Here is an 18449-nt window from a genome sequence, read left to right as displayed (position 1 = left end):
GCATCGCCCGGCAGGCTCACTGCCACGTCCACCTTGCCGCTGATCTCGGTGTTGCTGATGGTGCCGTCGTTGTTCACGTCTTCGGTGATGACCACGGTCGGCGCGCCGGTCGCGGTGGTGTCGCCCATGGTGGCGCTGTCGCTGCCGCCGGTCCCCTTGTTGCCCGCCAGGTCGGTGTAGCTGTTCTCCTTCACGGTCACGCTGGCGGTGCCAGTGAAGTTCGCATCCGGAGTGAAGGTCGCGGTCCAGGTCTTGCCGCCATCGGAGGTGGTCAGCCCGGTCACGGTGCCGCCCACCACGGTCAGATCATCCAGCTCGAACCCGGTCACCTTCTCGCTGAAGGTGAAGGTGACGTCGCTGGTTTCGCCCACGGTCAGCTGGTCGTCGGCGATGTCGACCACCACGCTCGGACCCTGGGTGTCGACGCTGTAACCCTCGGTATCGGTCACGGTGGTGCTGTTGCCCGCCGCGTCGGTGGTGGTGACCTTGGCGTCGATCACCTTGTCCCCATCGGCCACCAGGTCGCTACCCGGCACATTGATGCTGAAAGTCTTGTCGGCCAAGACCAGACCGGTGAAGGCCTTGCCATTGACGGTCAGGGTGACGGTGTCGCCCTCTTTCACGTCGCCACCCACACGACCGGTCACGGCGATGTCCTGCTTGGACTCGGCCGCGTTGATCACGTCGTCAGGGGTGATGTTGCCATCCAGGGTGATGCTGGCATCCGGTGGCGTGGTGTCGAGCAAGATAGTGTCGTCGGTGGCGCTGGCCGGGTTGCCCGCCGCGTCGGTAACGCTGGCCACCACGGTCAGGTTGCCATCAGCCAGCCCGCTCAGATCGGCGTTGGTCTGGTAGTTGCCATCGGCATCGGTGACGGCAGTGACTGTCACGCTCTTACCGGTGGCATCGCTGACCACCAGGGTCACGGTACGACCCGGGCCAACATCGGAGGTGCCGCTGATGGGCGTGTTGGCCACATTGGCCGCGTTCACGTCATCCAGGCTCACCGTGATGTTCGCCGTGGTGTCCACACTACCATCGTCGCTCGACGTGCCTCTGTTGCCAGCAGGATCAGTCACGCTGGCCGTCACGTCATAGCCCCCATCCGGCAACGGTGTCACGACATCCGCGCTGTAACTGCCATCCGGTTGTACCGTGGCGGTCAGAGTCTGCTGATTGCCGTTGGCATCGGTCACCGTCAGGGTCACCGTGCTGCCGGGGACGGCGTCCGTGGTACCCGTGATGGTCGGGGTGTTGTCATTGGTATTGTCCGGTGCATTCACCGTCACGGTCGGGGCCGTAGTGTCCACGCTGCCATCATCGGTCGCGGTGCCGGTGTTGCCGGCCGGATCGGTCACGGAAGCCGTCACCTGATAGCCCCCTTCGGCCAGCGGTGTGGTGACATCCACGCTGAAGCTGCCATCCGGTTGCACCGTCGCGGTCAGGGTCTGCTGATTGCCGTTGGCATCGGTCACCACCAGGGTCACCGTGCTGCCAGCGGGGGCATCCGTGGTACCGGTCAGGGTCGGCGTCCGATCGTTGGTGTTGTCGGGGGCAGAGACGGTGATGACGGGAGCGGTGAGGTCGACCAGCTCATCTTCGCTGCTTTGCGCATCCACCAGCGGCGCCGCGCCAGCCGGGTTCGCGCTGTCAAAGCCTGCGCTGGAGATGGTTGAATCACCGGTACGATCGATGGTGACGAAACCGCCGTTGCCGCTGGCACCAGCCACGCCCCCCGCATTGCCTGCGGCCGGGGCTCCACCCGCCGCCGACGCTTCGAATGCCTTGGTGGGGTCGGTTCCGTCCAGAATCGCTTGCTGCAAGGCGGCGATGTCATCGGGTGTCCCCGCGTTCGCCAGCACGGCGTCACCCTGTTCGGGGCGCTCGCCGGAACCCAGGGTGAACGTGGTCTCTCCTCCCTGGAAGCTGGCCCCTTCGGGCGCAAGCAATACCGCATCCTTGGGCAGTACATCGCCTTCTGCAACGAGTCTCTGGCTCCCGTCGGCGGCGACCAGATACATTTTGCCTTGCAAGTGGGTAACGACGACATCCTGATCCAATACGATGCGCTGATTGCTCATGGTTTCTCCTGAAATATCGAAGGGCATATTGCTCCAGCCTCCAATGTGCCTGTTTATCAGGCCATAAACCAGTGAGAAAAATCGAATGAACAGACCGAAATGAAGCCGGGTTTCGGGGTGAAAACGAAGGGACGCCGAAGATGAATAAAATTAATTAAATCAATAGCATCAATTGTGACAAAACGAAGACGGGAGCCTCATCGGCTCCCGTCTCGTGAGGTGTCAGACACCGGCCCAGAGCAGGATGGCCAGCAGCTGGGGCGAGATGATCCGCAGGAACATCACCAGGGGGTAGACGGTCGCGTAAGAGAGTGCGCTGGCACCACTGGTGGGGTGCATGCCGTTGGCAAATGCCAGAGCGGGAGGATCCGTCATCGAGCCGGCCAGCAGACCGCACAGCGTGAGGTAGTTGAGCTTGCCATAATGGCGTGCCAGCACACCCACCAGCAGCAGCGGGATGAGGGTGATTGCCACACCGTACATCATCCATGCGGGACCGTCGCCGTTGATCAGGGTGTCGATGAAGCCAGCCCCGGACTTGAACCCCACCACCGCCAGGAAGAGCACTATGCCTATTTCCCGCAGCGCCAGGTTGGCGCTCGGCGGCATGAACCAGTAGAGCTTGCCGATGCTGCCGATACGAGACAGGATGAGCGCCACCACCAGCGGTCCCCCTGCCAGCCCCAGCTTGAGCGCCGCCGGGAATCCCGGCAGGTAGAAGGGAATGGATCCGAGCAATACCCCCAACCCGATGCCGATGAAGACGGGCAGCATCTGCACCTGTTGCAGTTTCTGCTGCACGTTGCCCACCACGCTGGTGACCGCCTCGATGGCATCGAGCCGCCCCACCAGGTTCAGGATGTCACCGAACTGCAGACTGGTCTGACTGGTCGGCACCAGCTCGATGCCGGCCCGATTCAGGCGCGAGATGACCACATCGTATTTCTGCTTGATGTCGAGATCGCGGATCCGCTTGCCGAGCACCTGCTCATTGGTGACCACCACCCGCTCAACCCGCAGATCGGTGCCGCGGGTGGAGAGGGAGGTGTCTACCTCCTCTCCAAGCACCAGCAACACCTTGTGCAGGGCATGGCGCTCCCCCACCAGGTGCAGCAGGTCGCCAAGTTCGATGCGCGAGTCGGGCTTTGGCACCATCAGCTCGTCGCCACGCTTGAGGCGGGAACAGATGACGTCCGCCTCGTCCAGACTCGGGATCTCGCGGAGCATCAGGCCGTGCATATTGGGATTGCGCACGGCAATGTTGATGGTTTGCAGACTCTCCTTGGTCTTGCCAGCCTGCTGCTCGAAAGCGACCGCTTCCTCCTCGATCTTGATGTGGAAGAACATCCTGATGAGCCACATGGTGAGCAGGATGCCGCAGATCCCGAACGGGTAGGCCACCGCATAGCCCATCCCCATCAGGCCGGTGGATCCAGGATCCGCCCCGAGCTCCGCCAGGATCTGCTGGCCAGCCCCCAGGGACGGGGTATTGGTCACGGCCCCGGAAAAGACTCCGAGGATCACCGGCAGCGGTACATCGAACAGCTGGTGCAACGCTGCCGCCACCAGGCAGCCGAGCAGAACCAGCAGGGCCGCGAAGCCATTGAGCTTGAGGCCCGAACTGCGCAAGGAGGAGAAAAAGCCGGGACCGACCTGGATGCCTATGGTGTAGACGAACAGGATCAGGCCGAATTCCTGAATAAAATGAAGTGTTTGCTCATCCAGCTTCAAGCCGGACAAGCCGGCGAAGTGGCCCACTATGATGCCGCCGAACAGCACCCCGCCGATACCCAAACCCACGCCATAGACCCGCCAGTTTCCCAGCCAGAGCCCCAGCACTGCCACCAGCGACAGCATGCTGATGGAAAGCGCGATCTCACTCATCGTTTGCATCCTTTCCAAACTGAACTGGCACTAGCTTGTCAGCAAACGAAGGGGGCAACTGTGGGGTGCCGCACGAATTCAGGCTTTCATGAGCACAAAAAACACCAATTAAGGGTTAGCCATCAGATATAGCCATAAATGGCCATGAAGTGGCACAGACTGCCACCCAGCACAAACAGGTGCCAGATGGCGTGGTTGTAGGGAATGCGCTTGGCCACATAGAAGATCACTCCCAGGCTGTAGATGAGACCACCCAGCCCCAGCAGCAGGAGCCCGGTACCATCCAGATGCAGATAGAGCTGGTAGATGACCACCAACGACAACCAGCCCAGCATCAGATAGGTAAATAGCGACACCTTCTTGAAGCGATTGATGAAGATCAGCTTGAACACGACCCCCGCCAGGGCCAGCCCCCAGATCACCACCATCAGTCCTTGCGCCAGCGGCGTATCGAGCGCCACCAGCAGGAAGGGGGTATAAGTGCCAGCGATCAGCAGATAGATGGCGCAGTGATCGAACAGCTTGCTCCAGCGTCTGGCAGCCACCGAGCTCACGCTGTGATAGAGCGTCGAGGCGAGATAGAGCAATACCAGGCTGGCACCGTAGACGCCGTAGCTCAGCAGTACCCTGGGCCCCTGATCCCACCCCTTGTGCAGCAGCAAGACCAGTCCCAGTCCGCCCAGCAGCAGCCCCAGCCCATGGCTGAGGCGATTCGCCCACTCTTCCCGTGGGGAGTACCCCGTCACATCCATCATTACCTCCAACCCATTACCGGCCCACTCTAGCGGCCGACGTTTCAGGCTACAAGTGTTAGCTGAAAATAAAGGGGCGAGGAGAGGGAGGGCCAGAGATGGCTGTGCCCCCCGCCCCTTTGGTGTATGCTCTGCCGCCGACGCCGCCCATGCGGATGGCCGCGTCTGCCCGACAATCTGGTCTGGAGAACCCGATGAAGCTCACTGAACTGTTTACACAACCGGATCCTGATTTCGGCAAGGCCATGACGGCCCTGCTGGAGCATTTCCATCATTCCGACGACAGTCAGGCCCCCTATCAGCGGGGCAGCTTCACCCACCAGCTCGATCAGTCGTGCATGCCCGCCATCGGCATCTCTCCCCGGGACTATCTGGCACGGCTCGCCACCCTGGTACCCGGGGCATCGCACCTCACCTCTCCCCGCTACATGGGACACATGACGGCACCGCTGCCGGCCTTCACCGCCGAGCTCTCCCGGCTCTTGGTGATGCTCAACCAGAACCCGATGAAGATGGAGTCCTCCCGTCTGCTGAGCTTTCTGGAACGGGAAGTGCTGGCCAAGCTGCACCGTCTGGTCTACCGCGAGGGCGACGCCTTCTATGCAGCCCAGATGCATGCCAAGGATGCAGCCCTCGGTGTCATGACCAGTGGCGGTACCATCGCCAACGTCACCGCCCTCTGGCTGGCCCGCAACCGGGCCTGTGGCGACAACCTGTTCGCCCTCGCCGAGCAGGGCTATCGCGGCGCCGTCATTCTGGGCTCGCGGCTGATGCACTACTCCTTCGACAAGGGGATGGATCTGCTGGGACTCGGGGCTCGCAGCGTCTGGCGTCTCGACACAGACGAGCACAATCGGCTCAGTCTGGCGGCGCTGGAACAGGCCCTTCAACAATGCAGGAAGCAGAAGCTCAAGGTGCTGGCGCTGGTCGGCGTGGCTGGCAGCACGGATTTTGGCTCCGTCGACCCGCTGCCGGAACTGGCCGCCATCGCCCGGCGCGAGCAAATCCACTTCCACGTGGACGCGGCCTGGGGTGGTCCGACCCTCTTCTCGCCCCGCTATCAGGGATTGCTTACGGGGATAGAGCACGCCGATACCGTCACCCTTGACGGCCACAAGCAGTTGCTGGTCCCGCTCGGTACCGGCATGCTGCTCTGCCGCCAACCGGACCTGATGATGACGGTGAAGCGCGAGGCTCCCTACGCCATCCGCGCCACCTCCTTCGATCAGGGTCGCTTCACTCTGGAGGGGACCCGTCCCGCCAACGCGCTCTATCTGGATGCCGCCTTCCAGATGCTGGGACAGCAGGGTTATGCCCAACTCATCGACGCCAACTACGACAGGGCGAGGCGAATGGCCGCGCTCATCGACGCCAGGCCCGCCTTCGAGCTGATGTCGGCACCTGTCATGAACCTGCTCTCCTACCGATGCATTCCGCCCCACCTGCAAGGTCAGGTGCCCGATGTGGCGGCCAACGAACAGATCAATCTCTTCAACGTCGCCCTGCAAAAAGCCCAGCGCGCCGAAGGGCACAGCTTCGTCTCACGCACCCAGCGCGCAGTCTCCCGCTATGGCGAGCAACCGCTCACGCTGCTGCGCGCCGTCCTACTCAACCCTCTCATCGAGGAAGCGGACATACACGCATTGCTGGACGATCAGGTGCGCCTTGGCAACCAGATTGCCAGCCAGCTGTTCGAGTAACCCGCCGCCCCGGGAAGGAACTGCCTGCAGAATGGACGGTCTTATTCATTTGCCGTTGTCTGACGGGCAGGTACACTGAGTGAAATTTTGAGGTTAGAGCCCAGCATGAAGCAGTTTATCGAGTTCATCCCCCTGATCGTCTTCTTCGCGGTCTACAAGTTTTACGACATCTACACCGCCACTGGCGCCCTGGTGGTCGTCACCGGCCTGCAACTCCTGTACAGCTGGCTTCGCTATCGCCGGGTCGAGAAGATGCAGTTGTTCACCTTCGTGCTGGTCGGTTTCTTCGGCGGCCTCACCGTCTTCTTCCACAACGATGCCTTTATCAAGTGGAAGGTGACCGTCATCAATGTGCTCTTTGCCCTCGCCCTGCTCATCGGCCGCTATGGCTTTGGCAAGAACCTCATCAAGCAGATGCTGGGCAAGGAGCTCCAAGCCCCCGACCGGGTCTGGGACAACGTCAATCTCGGCTGGGTCGGCTTCTTCACCCTGTGCGGTCTGCTCAACCTCTACGTGGCCTTCAACCTCTCCCAGGAGATGTGGGTCAACTTCAAGGTGTTCGGCCTGCTGGGCATGACCCTGGTCTTCACCCTGCTCAGCGGCGTCTATCTCTATCGCCACATGCCGGCCGAGCAGAACGCAGAACAGAAAAAATAACCGCAACCAGAAAGGGATTGTTCCATGTGGTATCTGATCTACTCCGAAGATGTCGCGGGCAGCCTGCCCCAGCGCAAGCTGGCACGCCCTGCCCACCTGGCCCGCCTGCAAGCCTTGCAGGATGAGGGCCGCCTGCTGACGGCCGGCCCCAACCCGGCCATCGATGCCGAGGATCCGGCCGATGCGGGCTTCACCGGCAGCACCGTCATCGCCGACTTTGCCAGTCAGGCCGACGCCCAGGCCTGGGCCGATGCGGACCCCTATGTTGCGGCAGGGGTCTACGCCAGAGTGACCATCAAACCGTTCAAGAAAGTCTTCTGAGCCCATCGAGGCTGACAAGAAAAAGGCCGGACACTGTCCGGCCTTTTCGTATCCGATGGTGACTCATGCCCTGGCCACAAACCAGGGATTGAGGATATCGGGCTTGTTGTAGCAAAGCGGCGAACCATCGAGCTGGGTGACGCTGCCCCCCGCCCCTTCCAGTACCGCCTGAGCAGCCCCCGTATCCCACTCGCAGGTCGGCGCGAGCCGCGGGTAAAGCTCGGCCTCCCCCTCGGCAATGATGCAAAACTTGAGAGAGCTGCCCATGGAAACCAACTCGATCTCGCCCCGCTCCAGTTCGCCAAAACGGGCCAGATACTCGAGGGTTTCCTGCGACAGGTGATTGCGACTGCCCACCACGCGCCACACTTGCCCTGCGTCATGAGGACGGGTCTGGATGGTCTCGTGCCTGCCATCGGCCACACGCCAGGCGCCAATCCCCTTGCCCCCATACCAGAGCTTGTCCAGTACCGGGGCATAGACCAGCCCCCAGCGCGGGGTCCCCTGTTCAATCAGGGCGATATTCACCGTGAACTCGCCGTTGCGGGAGACAAACTCCTTGGTGCCATCCAAAGGATCCACCAGCCAGTAGCGGGACCAGCCGAGTCGCGCAGCCATCACCTCGGGGGAGGACTCTTCCGACAACACCGGGATATCGGGAGTGAGACGCGCCAGCGCCTGAACGATCACCTCGTGGGCCCCCTTGTCCGCAGCCGTCAGCGGGCTCTCGTCCTGCTTGTACTCCACCGCAAAGGGCTGGCTGTAGATGGACATGATGGCCTCACCGGCGGCGCGGGCGATGGGCTCCAGTTCGGAAATGGCGGGTAGATACATGGAAAAGAGTTCTCGCTCAAAGGGTTGGTCAGTGTAACCGAGTGAGTATCTTCGGCTTATAGCCGTTTGCACTGACTTATACAGTGTCAAAACTGACAGACAAAAAGTGGCGCAACACAGCTAATGATAAATGTGGCACTAACGCCACATAAGGACATGACGATATGAACAAGAAGACCCTGATCGCCGCACTGCTGCTGGGCTGCCTCCCCCTGTTGAGCCAACCTCTGCTGGCCGCCGACAAGGCGGCGACCAAGCCTGTGGCCACCACCCAAGTCAAGGAAAGCGGCAAGATCAATCTCAATACCGCCAGTGCCAGCGAGCTCACCGCCCTGAAAGGCATTGGCGAGAAGAAGGCACAGGCCATCATCGACCACAGGGAGAAGCAGGGCAAGTTCACCTCCGTCGATCAACTGGCGGACGTCAGTGGCATCGGACCTGCCACGCTGGAAGCAAACCGGGACATGATTATCGTCAAGTAACCGGTTTGAATCCCTATCATCCCGAGGGCAGCCTGTGGCTGCCCTATTTTTCTTCGGGTATCATGAGCCCACTTTGTATCTTCGGACTCACTCCATGAAAAAGACACCGCTCGTTGTTCGCAAGGCCGTTCTCCCCGTTGCCGGTCTGGGTACCCGCATGCTGCCCGCCACCAAGGCCATCCCCAAGGAGATGCTGCCCGTGGTCGACAAGCCGCTGATCCAGTATGTGGTGCGCGAAGCCATCGCCGCCGGCATCAAGGAGATCATCCTGGTGACCCATTCAAGCAAGAACTCCATCGAGAACCACTTCGACAAAAGCTTCGAGCTGGAGGCGACCCTGGAGAAGCGGGTCAAGCGCCAACTGCTGGAAGAGGTTCAGCACATCTGTCCCAAAGACGTCACCATCATGCACGTGCGTCAAGGGGAAGCAAAAGGCCTGGGCCATGCAGTACTGTGTGCCCGCCCCCTCATCGGGGATCAACCCTTCGCCGTTCTGCTGCCGGATGTGCTCATCGACGAGGTGGCCAGCGATCTGAAGCAGGACAACCTGGCGGAGATGGTGCATCTGTTCGAAGAGGAGCAGATCAGCCAGATCATGGTGGAAGCCGTCCCCGAGAGCGAAGTGGACAAATACGGCATCGCCGACATCAAGGGGGAAGCCCTGAGCGAAGGCATGTCCCTGCCGATGCAGGCCATCGTCGAGAAGCCGCCCCGGGATGAAGCCCCGTCCAACCTGGCCGTGGTCGGTCGCTATGTGCTCTCGGCCAATATCTGGCCCTTGCTGGAAAAAACCCCGGCCGGCGCCGGCGACGAGATCCAGCTGACCGATGCCATCGCCATGCTGATGGAAAAGGAGCAGGTCAATGCCTACTTCATGAAGGGACGCAGCCACGATTGCGGCAGCAAGCTCGGTTATATGAAGGCCAATGTGGAATACGCCGTGCGCCATCGGGAACTCAGCAAAGAATTCACCAGCTGGCTGAAGCAGTTTGCCAAAGAGCTGTAATCTCTGAATATTTACAAGATAAGCAGAATAAAAAACTGGGCATCATTCGATGCCCTTTTTCATTTTATAAACAAATATTCAACCATTGATAGATAAAATATCGCTAAATCATAATATTGTAATTTAAAGTCGCTTGTTCTATAAGGATTAAGGCTTGTTCCTAGCCCTTGCATAAAATTTCTAAAAAAATATAAGACACAGGTGGAAGTTCCAATGAATAACCCGTCCAAAGGGACCTTTTTAGGTCACCCTAAAGGGCTTTTTTTGCTCTTTAGTACCGAACTGTGGGAGAGATTCTCCTATTACGGCATGCGTGCCGTGCTCGTCCTCTATCTGACCGACCTGACCGCCAACGGTGGCATGGGCTGGACCCAGGCCGACGCCCTCAAGCTGTACGGCATCTATACCGGTCTGGTCTACATCACCCCCGTCATCGGCGGCTGGCTCGCCGATACCTTCCTGGGCCAGCGCCGTGCCATCCTGTTCGGTGCCGTGCTGATGGCCGCCGGCCAGTTTACCCTGGCACTGCCTCACGCCATGTACCCTGACATGGTCAACACCGTCTTCTATGCCGGCCTTGGCTTGCTGATCGTGGGCAACGGCCTGTTCAAACCGAACATCTCCACCATGGTGGGTGACCTGTATAAAGAAGGGGATCACCGTCGTGACGGCGCCTTCACCATCTTCTACATGGGCATCAACCTGGGCTCCCTGCTGGCCGGCGTGATCTGCGGCGCCGCCGCCACCGCCTATGGCTGGCAAGCCGCCTTCGTCAGCGCCGGTATCGGCATGCTGCTCTCCCTGGTTGTGCAGGCCACCATGGCCCAGCGTTTCCTTGGCGACATCGGCCGTGTGCCCGCCGCCCAGCGTGCCGCCCTGCAACGCTCCAAGGAGCAAAAAGCGCCCCTGACCAAACAGGAAGTGGATCGCATCAAGGTGATCCTGGTACTGGGCCTGTTTACCATCATCTTCTGGGCCGGCTTCGAGCAGGCCGGTGGTCTGATGAACCTGTATGCCCAGGAGTATACCGACCGCATGATCGGCAGCTTCGAAGTGCCGACAGCCTGGTTCCAGTCCCTGAACCCCTTCTTCATCATCACCCTGGCCCCTGTCGTGGCCGCCATCTGGATCAAGCTCGGCAAGAAAGAGCCGAACTCCCCGGTGAAATTCGCCATGGGCCTGCTGTTCCTGGCCGTCGGCTTCCTGTTCATGATCGGTGCCGTGCTGGAGCAAGGTGGTGATCAGGCTGTCAAGACCTCCATGTTCTGGCTGGTCGGTGCCTACCTGTTCCATACCCTGGGCGAGCTCTGCCTCTCTCCCATCGGTCTCTCCATGGTGACCAAGCTGGCTCCGCTGCGCCTGGCCTCCCTGATGATGGGTGCCTGGTTCGGTTTCGTGGCCCTGGCCAACTATGCCGCCGGCTTCATCGGCTCCTTCGTCGGCGAGTCCGGTGCCATGGCCATCTTCGGTGGCATCGCACTGGCCGCCGTGATCAGCGCCCTCATCCTGCTGACCATGGCCAACCGCCTGGTCTACTGGATGCACGGTGCCGAAGGCCCGGCCAAAGAGCCCGAAGAACAAGAGCAGAAACTGCAGTCCGCGACCGTTTGACCGGTCAGGACAGCAGAGACCAAACAGGGCGCCCATGGGCGCCCTGTTTGCATGTGTTCACTTCACAGCGTCAGTGGTGACGAACCTGCATCGTCAGGGCGCTGCCGCTGTCACTGCGAAACTGCAGATCAAAGGGCTCGTGCCAACTTCGCCTGTGCAACGTGTAGCGACTGCTGCGCATCAAGCCGAGCGGCAACCCCCCTGCACGCATCAACCAGTGAGGTGAGGTGAGCCCGGCATTTGCAAAAAGCAGCCCATCCTCCTGATCGAACAGCAGGGCCGCCATGGCAAAGGAGTGACGCAGGCCCGACTCTAGCAGTTGCAGATTGAGGTAATCCAGCAATCGGTGTGGCTGGGTCAGCAGCAGGCTCTCCTGTTGCTGGTATTGGCGATAGGGGCCGTTCATCAGGGATCGCACCAAGGCACCACAGAAAGCCGCATCCACACCGAGGATGGGCAATTCCATCACCAGTACCAGCAGCTTGTCGTCCAGTTTGAAGGTATCCGGGATGAAGAGATTGCCCATGCCGGCAAAGGTGACCTGCCAGGGCCCCCACTCCTGCATGCCAGGGGGGGCCAACCAGGCGAGCAGCCGGCTGCTCGCCAGATCGTGGCCACGGAAGAAGTCGATGTGTTCCATCAGCTCCAGTTGCTGGCTCTGATGCCCGAGGTTTGTCAGGCATTGCTCGATGCTGCGGCGGATCTGCTCATAGTCATTCACCGGTTTGATGAAGAAGTCCCTGGCCCCCGCCCGCAGCGCACGCTCGATCGCAGCCATCTGATCCTGACCGGAGATGACGATGACGGGCACCTGTGGATAGCGGGCGGTGAGGCAGGCAATCACCTCATGGCCATCCATGTTCGGCATGTTCAGATCACACAACACCACATCGGGGTGATAGAGCGCTGCGGCAGAGAGCCCCTCAATCCCGTCTTCTGCCTGAAAGACGCAGGCCCCGTCGTGCTCGAGATAAGATACCAGTGAGTGGCGAAAAACCGCTTCGTCTTCTACCACCAAGATCCGTAGTCCGGCTTTTGACATCTTGACAAAGCTCTTATTAGTCAAATGGTTATTTGAGCATTAAGACTAGATCATGGGCGCTGGATACCGCCACACAATATTGTCGAGCAGCGAGCCGGGCTGGCCTTGGTATCTGCCAAGCGTTTGAAATGGTCCGACTATTTTGATCGCCCCCTTGCGCAGAGATGATTGACAACCGTCGCCCGGCAGCCGTTCTCTCGCAGGTCGGCACCATGAATTGTATGAGGCACCGCCATGAGGGATAATGCCCTCCACTCCAGATCGTGAAGCAGACCATGACGCCAGCCGAATACAGCGCCCTCGCCCATCCCAGACTCTCCCATCCGGCCCGCAGCCTCTATACCCTGCAACTGCGCCGCTTGGTGCTGGAAAATCGGCTGGCCCGACTCAACTATCCCGAGCTTGGCCGGGCACTGGCTGTCGTCGATCCGGGCAATCCCGGTGGTTTCAGCTATCAGGTCAACGCTCGCCAGCTGACCGAACTGCTCGACGAGCTGATGGAGGCCGAACTGCTTCAGGTCGAGGCCCAGGCTGACAGTGAGCACTACCACCAGTGCCCTTTCCAGTTGCCGTTGCTGAGCCAGCGGGTGCGCAGCCCTCTGCCGGCACGCCCGTTCCAGATGCACCTGCAGTGGCGTCCGGACGAAGAACTGCCTGCTCTCGCACGCCTGTGCGGGGTGATCGATGCCAGCTACAGCGAAGAGGATCTCGGGGAGTTCATCGCCTATTGGCTCGGCCGCCCCGAGGTGTTCGACTCCCAGCACCAGTGGATGTTGAAATTTATTCGGGCCCTCAAGAGTCGGCGCTACGCCCGCCGTCCGGCGACCGTGGTCACCGGGTACCAGCAGGTCGCGCCAGCCCCGGTAGAGGCTGGCCCGAGCCGCCGGGCGCAAGAGATGATCGATGAGGCCAAACGGCTGGCACAAGCTCAGGAGCCGGAGAATGATTGATACCAGGCGGCCACGAAGTGCACGCCCATCCAGCCACAGCCCTAGCAGAAGGAGAATTCCATGACAGATCCGCACGACCCGATGCGACAGGCACTGGAAGAGATCGAGGCCAAACGCCAGAAAATCGCCAAGGCCAGACAGGAGCAACGGGCTCATGATCCCGAGCTCAAGCGTCACGTCAGCAGCCTGCAGGAACGTATTCTCCGACTGCGGGCCGCAACCGGCGGCAGCCAGTACGACTACGAGACCCTGCGCAAGGAGTACGACACCAAGGCCAATGCCGAAGTACGCGAATTGCAGAAGGCCGCCCGCCAGGAGCGGATCCAGAAGCTGATCGCCCAGGCCGACCTCAATCCGGACTGGATCTTCGACAAGATGGATTCCGGTGACCCGGCCCTGCAATACCCCATCGAGACAGCCCGCTACTTCATCAGCGGTTTCGAGCACTGGGAGAAGAGCGGCGGGGGCTGCATGCTGATCTACGGCGATTACGGCACCGGCAAATCCACCCTGGCGGGCGCCGTGGCCCACGAGTTGATCGCGCGCCACCAGAAGTCGGTGATCTTCCAGCAGTGGGCCTCCATCGTGGACAGGCTCTTCTTCAACGTCATCCAGGATCAGGAGGAGCGCAACCAGTACCGCCGCGCCCTGGAAGAGGTGGACCTGCTGATCATCGACGAGGTGGCGGCCAACCGTGCCAAGATGGCCGAGAGTCAGTCCAGCTTCCTCGGCCACCTGCTGCGCCGTCGTCGCAACCTGTCCAAAAGCGTCATCATCATCACCAACCACAGCCCCCAGAGCCTGCATCAGGCCATCGGTGATTTCAGCTATGAGGCGATCAAGGCGTTCAATCCGGTGGACATCCACCTGAGCGGACCCAGCCGCCGTCCCAGCATCGGCCATTACAACGGTTGATCCCGTCGGGCCGGCGTCCCTGATGTCCGGCCCTTCATATCCCCTGCACCTCACAAATAAAAACCACTCTCATTTACAGAGAGCCATCCAGGCTCTAGGCTTGCTCTTTTGTTCGAGAGGGCCTGTCATGCCAACCACACTCATCTTCGGTGCCAGTCGCGGACTGGGCCGCGCCTTCACCGACCACGCACTGCAACTGGGCCACAGGGTTGTTGCCCTGGTGCGCCATGCCGACATGGCCAGCGAGCTGCATACCCTGGGAGTCGAGGTCGTCATCGGGGATGCCCTGGACCCCCTGGCCGTGGCCCAGGCTTGCCGCTTGGCGGGCAGGGATGCCCGGGTAGTCTCCACCCTCGGCAGCTTTCGCCAGAGTGCACCGGTGGATTATCAGGGCAACCGCCATGTGATCGACGAGATGGAGTGCGCCGGGCTCAGCCGCCTGCTGCTGGTCACCTCCCTCGGTTGTGGCGACAGCTGGCAATACCTGCCCGAGCGGGCTCGCGCCGCCTTCGGACACGAGGTACGCCTCAAGAGCTTGGCGGAAAGCTGGCTGCAGACCAGCACCCTTGAGTGGACCATTTTACGCCCCGTAGGGTTGCAGGATGGGGAGCCCACGGGTCAGGCCATCCTGAGCCAGGGGCAAGAGAGGCATGGCCTGGTCAGGCGCCAGGATGTGGCAATACGGGGTTTGCAACTGCTCACCGACCAGGAGGCGTGCGGCCAGATCTATGCCATCGGCGATCCGGGTCTGAATCAGCCATGATCCCTGTGAATGGCAACACGGTCAGCCCAGTGGCTGACCGTGTTGTTGCAAGGCGCCTAGTCGGTGGAAGACGCTGTCGCCCCATCATCCGGCCGCATTGCAGGGCACGGTTGACGCCATCGGAGCAACCAGCACGCCAGAGCGCCATACAGCAGCGCCAGTCCCCACAACTGCCACCAGTAGCGGGAGACCTGGGCAAAGTCGGCCCCCATCTGATTGAGGCGCAGGAATCCCTCGATGGCCGGCGTGCTCGGTGCCCACTGGGCCAGCCAGTTGAGGGGGGCCGGGATGAGCTCAAGGGGCCAGATAAAGCCGGCCAGGAAGACCAGCGGCAATGAGGAGACAAGCACTACCTGGGTCGGCAGATCACGGCGGGTGAACAGGGCGCCGAGCACGATCCCGAGCCAGGTGGTGGCCAGCAGGAACGGCAGGGTAAAGAGCCAGAGTTCGCCGGGTACAGCGGTGCGGGCAATACCGTAGTGATCGAAGCAGAAGCCGAAGAAGTAGGTCACCGGAAGGACGAAAAGAACCCCCACCACCAGGGTGCGTGCCAGCAACAAGGCCGGCACGGGGGCATGTTGCCAGTAGCCTGACTCGCCACGGCGGCTGCGCTGGTTCTGGGTCGCCCCCAGGATGCCGGTCCCCATCAGCAACACCTGATGCAGGATCAGCACGAATACCGCAGGCACCACGTAGTTCACATAGCCCATGGTGGGGTTGAATACCGGCAGCACATTGAGGGCCACCGCGTTCCAGCCCATGGCGGCCTGGGGCAGCGCCTCGCCCTGGCTCAGCAGCCTGGCCACCTTCACCTGGGCGGCGAGCGTGCCCCCCGCCTGGGCCAGCCCTTCGGCAATGGTGCCATAGACCAGGAAGTAGGAGGCATCTCCGGCATAACCCAGGGTCACGCTCCTGCCCAGCATCAGATCCCGATAGAAGTGGCGGGGAATGTGCAAGATGCCGCTCGCCTTGCCGGTCAGCATCATCTGGCGGGCCTCGTCGAGCGAACCGGCACGGGCCACCAGTTTGACCTGCGCCGTGGCATCGGCCATAAACTCCAGCTGGCGGGAAAGCTGGCTGCCATCCTCGTTGACCACCACCACGGGCTCTTCCCTGGGCAATTGGTGCAGGTAGGGCTGGGGGTAGAGGAAGGAGTAGAAGAAGACGCCGCCAAACAGGGTCAGCATGATGGCGCGATCCGCCAAGAGGGTGCGCAGCTCAAGGCGCACCAGATCCCAGAATCCCATCATGGCCTGGACTCCTCATGGGGCAGGGCCGCGCCCGACGGCGTCCGGTAGCGGTGTACCACCAGCAACAGGGGTAGCAGAAACAGCAGCAGAGCCCCGAGCTGGGGCAGGGCCGCCGTCAACGGTTGACCGTAGTTGGTTTGCCCGATCTGCAGCTCCACATAGTGGGAGATGGGCAGCAGGCTGCGCCAGAACTGGGCCACATCACCCATGGCGCTGACCGGAAAGGTGACCCCCATGAAGGCAAATCCCGGCGCCGTGTAGGCGCCGGCCAGAGAGAGCGCCCGCGCCGGATCCCGGATGATGGCGTAGAAGAAAGCCCCCATGGTGACGCAAGCGGCCGACGCCAGTCCCAGCCCCGCCGTCAGCACCAGCCAACTGCCTTGCATGGGGTACCCAAGCCCCTTGAACAGCAGCAGACTCCACGCCAGACCCCACCCCCAGCCGATGAGCACATGGGGTAGCAGGGTACGCCAGAGGCCGAACCAGACCCCTCTGGTGGTCCAGTCCAACCCGAGGCGATCGGTGCGGGCCAGGGCGTTCAGGCCATAGAGCACCACCAGGATCTGCCACACCGCAGGCAGCAGGGCGCTCAGCAGAAACTGGGCGTAGCTGGAATTGATGTTGTAGAGCGCGGTAACCTGGCTCGCAATGGGTACGGATTGTCCCAGGGCACCGGGCAGCGTCGTGCCGTCGGCCATGGCCGAGAGCACGCCCACCTGGCCATTGAGAGTTCCCACCACCTGGGCCAGTGCGGAGTTGACCAGCTTGGCAATCAGGATGAACTGGCCATTGTTGAACACGGTCACCCTGGGTTGCGTCCCCTCGCGGGCATCCCGCTCCAGGTGATGGGGGATCACCACCAGGGCATAGATGTCTCCCCCACGCAGTGCCCTGGCCCCCTCGTCGATGGCGTCAAACTGCTGCGCTATCTTGAGCCCGGCGGAGCCATCGAGAGAGAACGCCAGTTGTCGGGAGAGGGTGCTGCGATCCAGATCCACCAGACCGACCTTGAGATCCCGCGCCAGGCCGGCTGAAAAGACCCAGCACAGGATCCCTATTAGCACCAAGGGGACCCAGCTCGCCAGCGCCCGGCCGAACGGGTCTTGCCAGAGCAACCGCCATTCGCGCCCCATCAGAGCTCGACCAGCACGCTCATGCCGACCCGCAGCCCGTCAACCGGCTGCAAGGGGCGCGCTTCCAGCTGGAAGCTTTTCATGTCAAACCCCTGGCGGGTGTCGGTGGCACGCCAGGTGGCGAAATCCCCCATTACGGCCACATGGGTCACCTTGAAGCGCACCAGCTGATCCCCCAGGCCGGGAATACGGGCATCAAACTCGGTACCGACCGGGAACCTTGGCAAGAGGTCCTCACGGACATGGAACTGGGCCCAGGCATCCTTCATGTCGAGCAAGGTCACCACGGGGAAGCCCTGGGGAGCCAGCTCGCCGCTACGCAACAGCACCTGGGCAACTTCCCCCTCGTGTGGGCTGGCGATGCGGGTATCGGCCAGATAGGCTTCCACTTCTGCCACGCCGCCAGCCGCCATCTTGGCCTGCTCGCGGGCCGCTATCTTGGTCTCTTCCCGCGCCCCTTCCAGCGCCATCTGGTATTGCTGCCAGGCCATGCCCTCGCTGTACTTCGCCGCCTGCCAGGCCGTCCAGGCCTCGTCACGCTTTTGCAGCGACATCACGCCATCCCGATGCAGGCTGGCAATGCGCTCGTAGGTTTTACCATGAAGCAGGGCAGCCGCCTTGGCCTGTTGCCACTGATCCTTGGCGGCCGCGATCTGCTGCACTCGCGCCCCCTTCTCGGCCTCTTCGGCCATGGCACCCGCCGCGGCCTGCCCGGCCTTGGCCTGACTCAGCTTGGCCTCGATCTCCGGGCTCGCCAGAGTGAACGCCAGTTGGCCCCTGGCCAGTTGATCCCCCTTCTTCACCAGCACCTCGTCGATGCGGCCCGCCACCTTGGAAGAGACCGAATACTGCTGCGCCTCTATCTGCCCCTGCAGACGCACCGGCTCCGGCTGATAGGCCAGCCAGAAGCGCCAGCCCAGCCAGAGCACAAGCAATACCAGCGCCAGTGGCAGCAGCCAGGGCTTGCCCTGGCTCATCTTCTTCTTGATGGGGGGATGACTCATGAATTCACCTCGGCAAACGGGCGACCCTTGACGGTCGAAACGGACATGAATAACGGAGTGGAAG

General features: G+C 61.6%; 17 protein-coding genes. 9 read left to right on the top strand and 8 right to left on the bottom strand.

All coding sequences use genetic code 11. The features are described 5' to 3' along the window. From J9889_RS01870 to J9889_RS01860, 3 genes are all read right to left on the bottom strand, one after another. The coding region (locus tag J9889_RS01870) for a retention module-containing protein (protein WP_210555877.1) at positions 1 to 2081 on the bottom strand (2081 nt) is incomplete at its 3' end. 222 nt (positions 2082 to 2303) lie between these two features. Then, the gene (locus J9889_RS01865; RefSeq protein WP_010675535.1) at positions 2304 to 3965 is read right to left on the bottom strand and encodes a putative transporter; all 1662 of its coding nucleotides are present in this window, start codon (positions 3963 to 3965) and stop codon (positions 2304 to 2306) included. A 122-nt stretch (positions 3966 to 4087) separates the two neighbouring features. Further along, positions 4088 to 4720, bottom strand: a complete 633-nt coding sequence (locus J9889_RS01860) for a hemolysin III family protein (RefSeq protein WP_039041319.1) — start codon at positions 4718 to 4720, stop codon at positions 4088 to 4090. Positions 4721 to 4911: 191 nt separating this feature from the next. Here J9889_RS01860 and J9889_RS01855 point away from each other — a divergent pair, with 191 nt between their 5' ends. From J9889_RS01855 to J9889_RS01845, 3 genes are all read left to right on the top strand, one after another. Further along, the gene (locus tag J9889_RS01855) at positions 4912 to 6417 is read left to right on the top strand and encodes an aminotransferase class V-fold PLP-dependent enzyme (RefSeq protein ID WP_134997715.1); all 1506 of its coding nucleotides are present in this window, start codon (positions 4912 to 4914) and stop codon (positions 6415 to 6417) included. Between the two features lie 105 nt (positions 6418 to 6522). Then, complete coding sequence (locus tag J9889_RS01850; RefSeq protein ID WP_102949208.1) at positions 6523 to 7074, top strand: septation protein A; 552 nt, start codon at positions 6523 to 6525, stop codon at positions 7072 to 7074. 24 nt (positions 7075 to 7098) lie between these two features. Further along, the gene (locus tag J9889_RS01845; protein ID WP_010675539.1) at positions 7099 to 7395 is read left to right on the top strand and encodes a YciI family protein; all 297 of its coding nucleotides are present in this window, start codon (positions 7099 to 7101) and stop codon (positions 7393 to 7395) included. Positions 7396 to 7458: 63 nt separating this feature from the next. Here the strand turns inward: J9889_RS01845 and cysQ are convergent, their stop codons facing one another. Further along, positions 7459 to 8229 (bottom strand): 3'(2'),5'-bisphosphate nucleotidase CysQ, encoded by a 771-nt coding sequence (cysQ, locus tag J9889_RS01840; RefSeq protein ID WP_039041322.1) that lies wholly within the window; start codon positions 8227 to 8229, stop codon positions 7459 to 7461. A gap of 164 nt (positions 8230 to 8393) precedes the next feature. On the opposite strand from cysQ, the gene J9889_RS01835 reads away from it, so the two are divergent. The 3 genes from J9889_RS01835 to J9889_RS01825 all read left to right on the top strand — a co-directional run bounded on the left by J9889_RS01835 (position 8394) and on the right by J9889_RS01825 (position 11328). Beyond that, complete coding sequence (locus J9889_RS01835) at positions 8394 to 8711, top strand: ComEA family DNA-binding protein (protein ID WP_043156043.1); 318 nt, start codon at positions 8394 to 8396, stop codon at positions 8709 to 8711. Between the two features lie 94 nt (positions 8712 to 8805). Beyond that, a complete protein-coding gene (gene galU, locus J9889_RS01830; RefSeq protein WP_010675542.1) occupies positions 8806 to 9717 on the top strand; it encodes a UTP--glucose-1-phosphate uridylyltransferase GalU in 912 nt (303 codons plus the stop codon). A 213-nt stretch (positions 9718 to 9930) separates the two neighbouring features. Then, entirely contained in the window at positions 9931 to 11328 is a 1398-nt protein-coding gene (locus J9889_RS01825; RefSeq protein WP_210555876.1) for a peptide MFS transporter, read from the top strand. A gap of 70 nt (positions 11329 to 11398) precedes the next feature. Here the strand turns inward: J9889_RS01825 and J9889_RS01820 are convergent, their stop codons facing one another. Further along, positions 11399 to 12370 carry a response regulator gene (locus J9889_RS01820; RefSeq protein ID WP_029314797.1) on the bottom strand — a complete coding sequence of 324 codons (972 nt, stop codon included), beginning with the start codon at positions 12368 to 12370 and terminating at the stop codon, positions 11399 to 11401. Between the two features lie 275 nt (positions 12371 to 12645). Here J9889_RS01820 and J9889_RS01815 point away from each other — a divergent pair, with 275 nt between their 5' ends. The 3 genes from J9889_RS01815 (at position 12646) to J9889_RS01805 (ending at position 14998) form a co-directional block, all read left to right on the top strand. Beyond that, positions 12646 to 13320 (top strand): DnaT-like ssDNA-binding domain-containing protein, encoded by a 675-nt coding sequence (locus J9889_RS01815; RefSeq protein WP_039041329.1) that lies wholly within the window; start codon positions 12646 to 12648, stop codon positions 13318 to 13320. A 60-nt stretch (positions 13321 to 13380) separates the two neighbouring features. Then, on the top strand, positions 13381 to 14235 hold the full coding sequence (locus J9889_RS01810; RefSeq protein ID WP_210555875.1) for a DnaA/Hda family protein: 855 nt from the start codon (positions 13381 to 13383) through the stop codon (positions 14233 to 14235). Positions 14236 to 14362: 127 nt separating this feature from the next. Further along, entirely contained in the window at positions 14363 to 14998 is a 636-nt protein-coding gene (locus J9889_RS01805; RefSeq protein ID WP_104455326.1) for an SDR family oxidoreductase, read from the top strand. A 56-nt stretch (positions 14999 to 15054) separates the two neighbouring features. Here the strand turns inward: J9889_RS01805 and J9889_RS01800 are convergent, their stop codons facing one another. The 3 genes from J9889_RS01800 to J9889_RS01790 are packed head-to-tail and all read right to left on the bottom strand — an operon-like array spanning position 15055 to position 18385. Then, entirely contained in the window at positions 15055 to 16248 is a 1194-nt protein-coding gene (locus J9889_RS01800) for an ABC transporter permease (protein WP_103858543.1), read from the bottom strand. Then, complete coding sequence (locus J9889_RS01795) at positions 16245 to 17381, bottom strand: ABC transporter permease (RefSeq protein ID WP_210555874.1); 1137 nt, start codon at positions 17379 to 17381, stop codon at positions 16245 to 16247. Before J9889_RS01795 ends, J9889_RS01800 begins: the two co-directional genes overlap by 4 nt. Then, complete coding sequence (locus J9889_RS01790) at positions 17381 to 18385, bottom strand: efflux RND transporter periplasmic adaptor subunit (protein ID WP_210555873.1); 1005 nt, start codon at positions 18383 to 18385, stop codon at positions 17381 to 17383. Before J9889_RS01790 ends, J9889_RS01795 begins: the two co-directional genes overlap by 1 nt. Positions 18386 to 18449 lie beyond the last annotated feature (64 nt).

This window comes from Aeromonas sp. PrichA-15 (genome assembly GCF_017939245.1).
GTDB lineage: Bacteria > Pseudomonadota > Gammaproteobacteria > Enterobacterales > Aeromonadaceae > Aeromonas > Aeromonas caviae.
The sequence above is the reverse complement of the archived record's forward strand: the minus strand, read 5'-3'. Positions and strand labels throughout refer to the sequence as shown.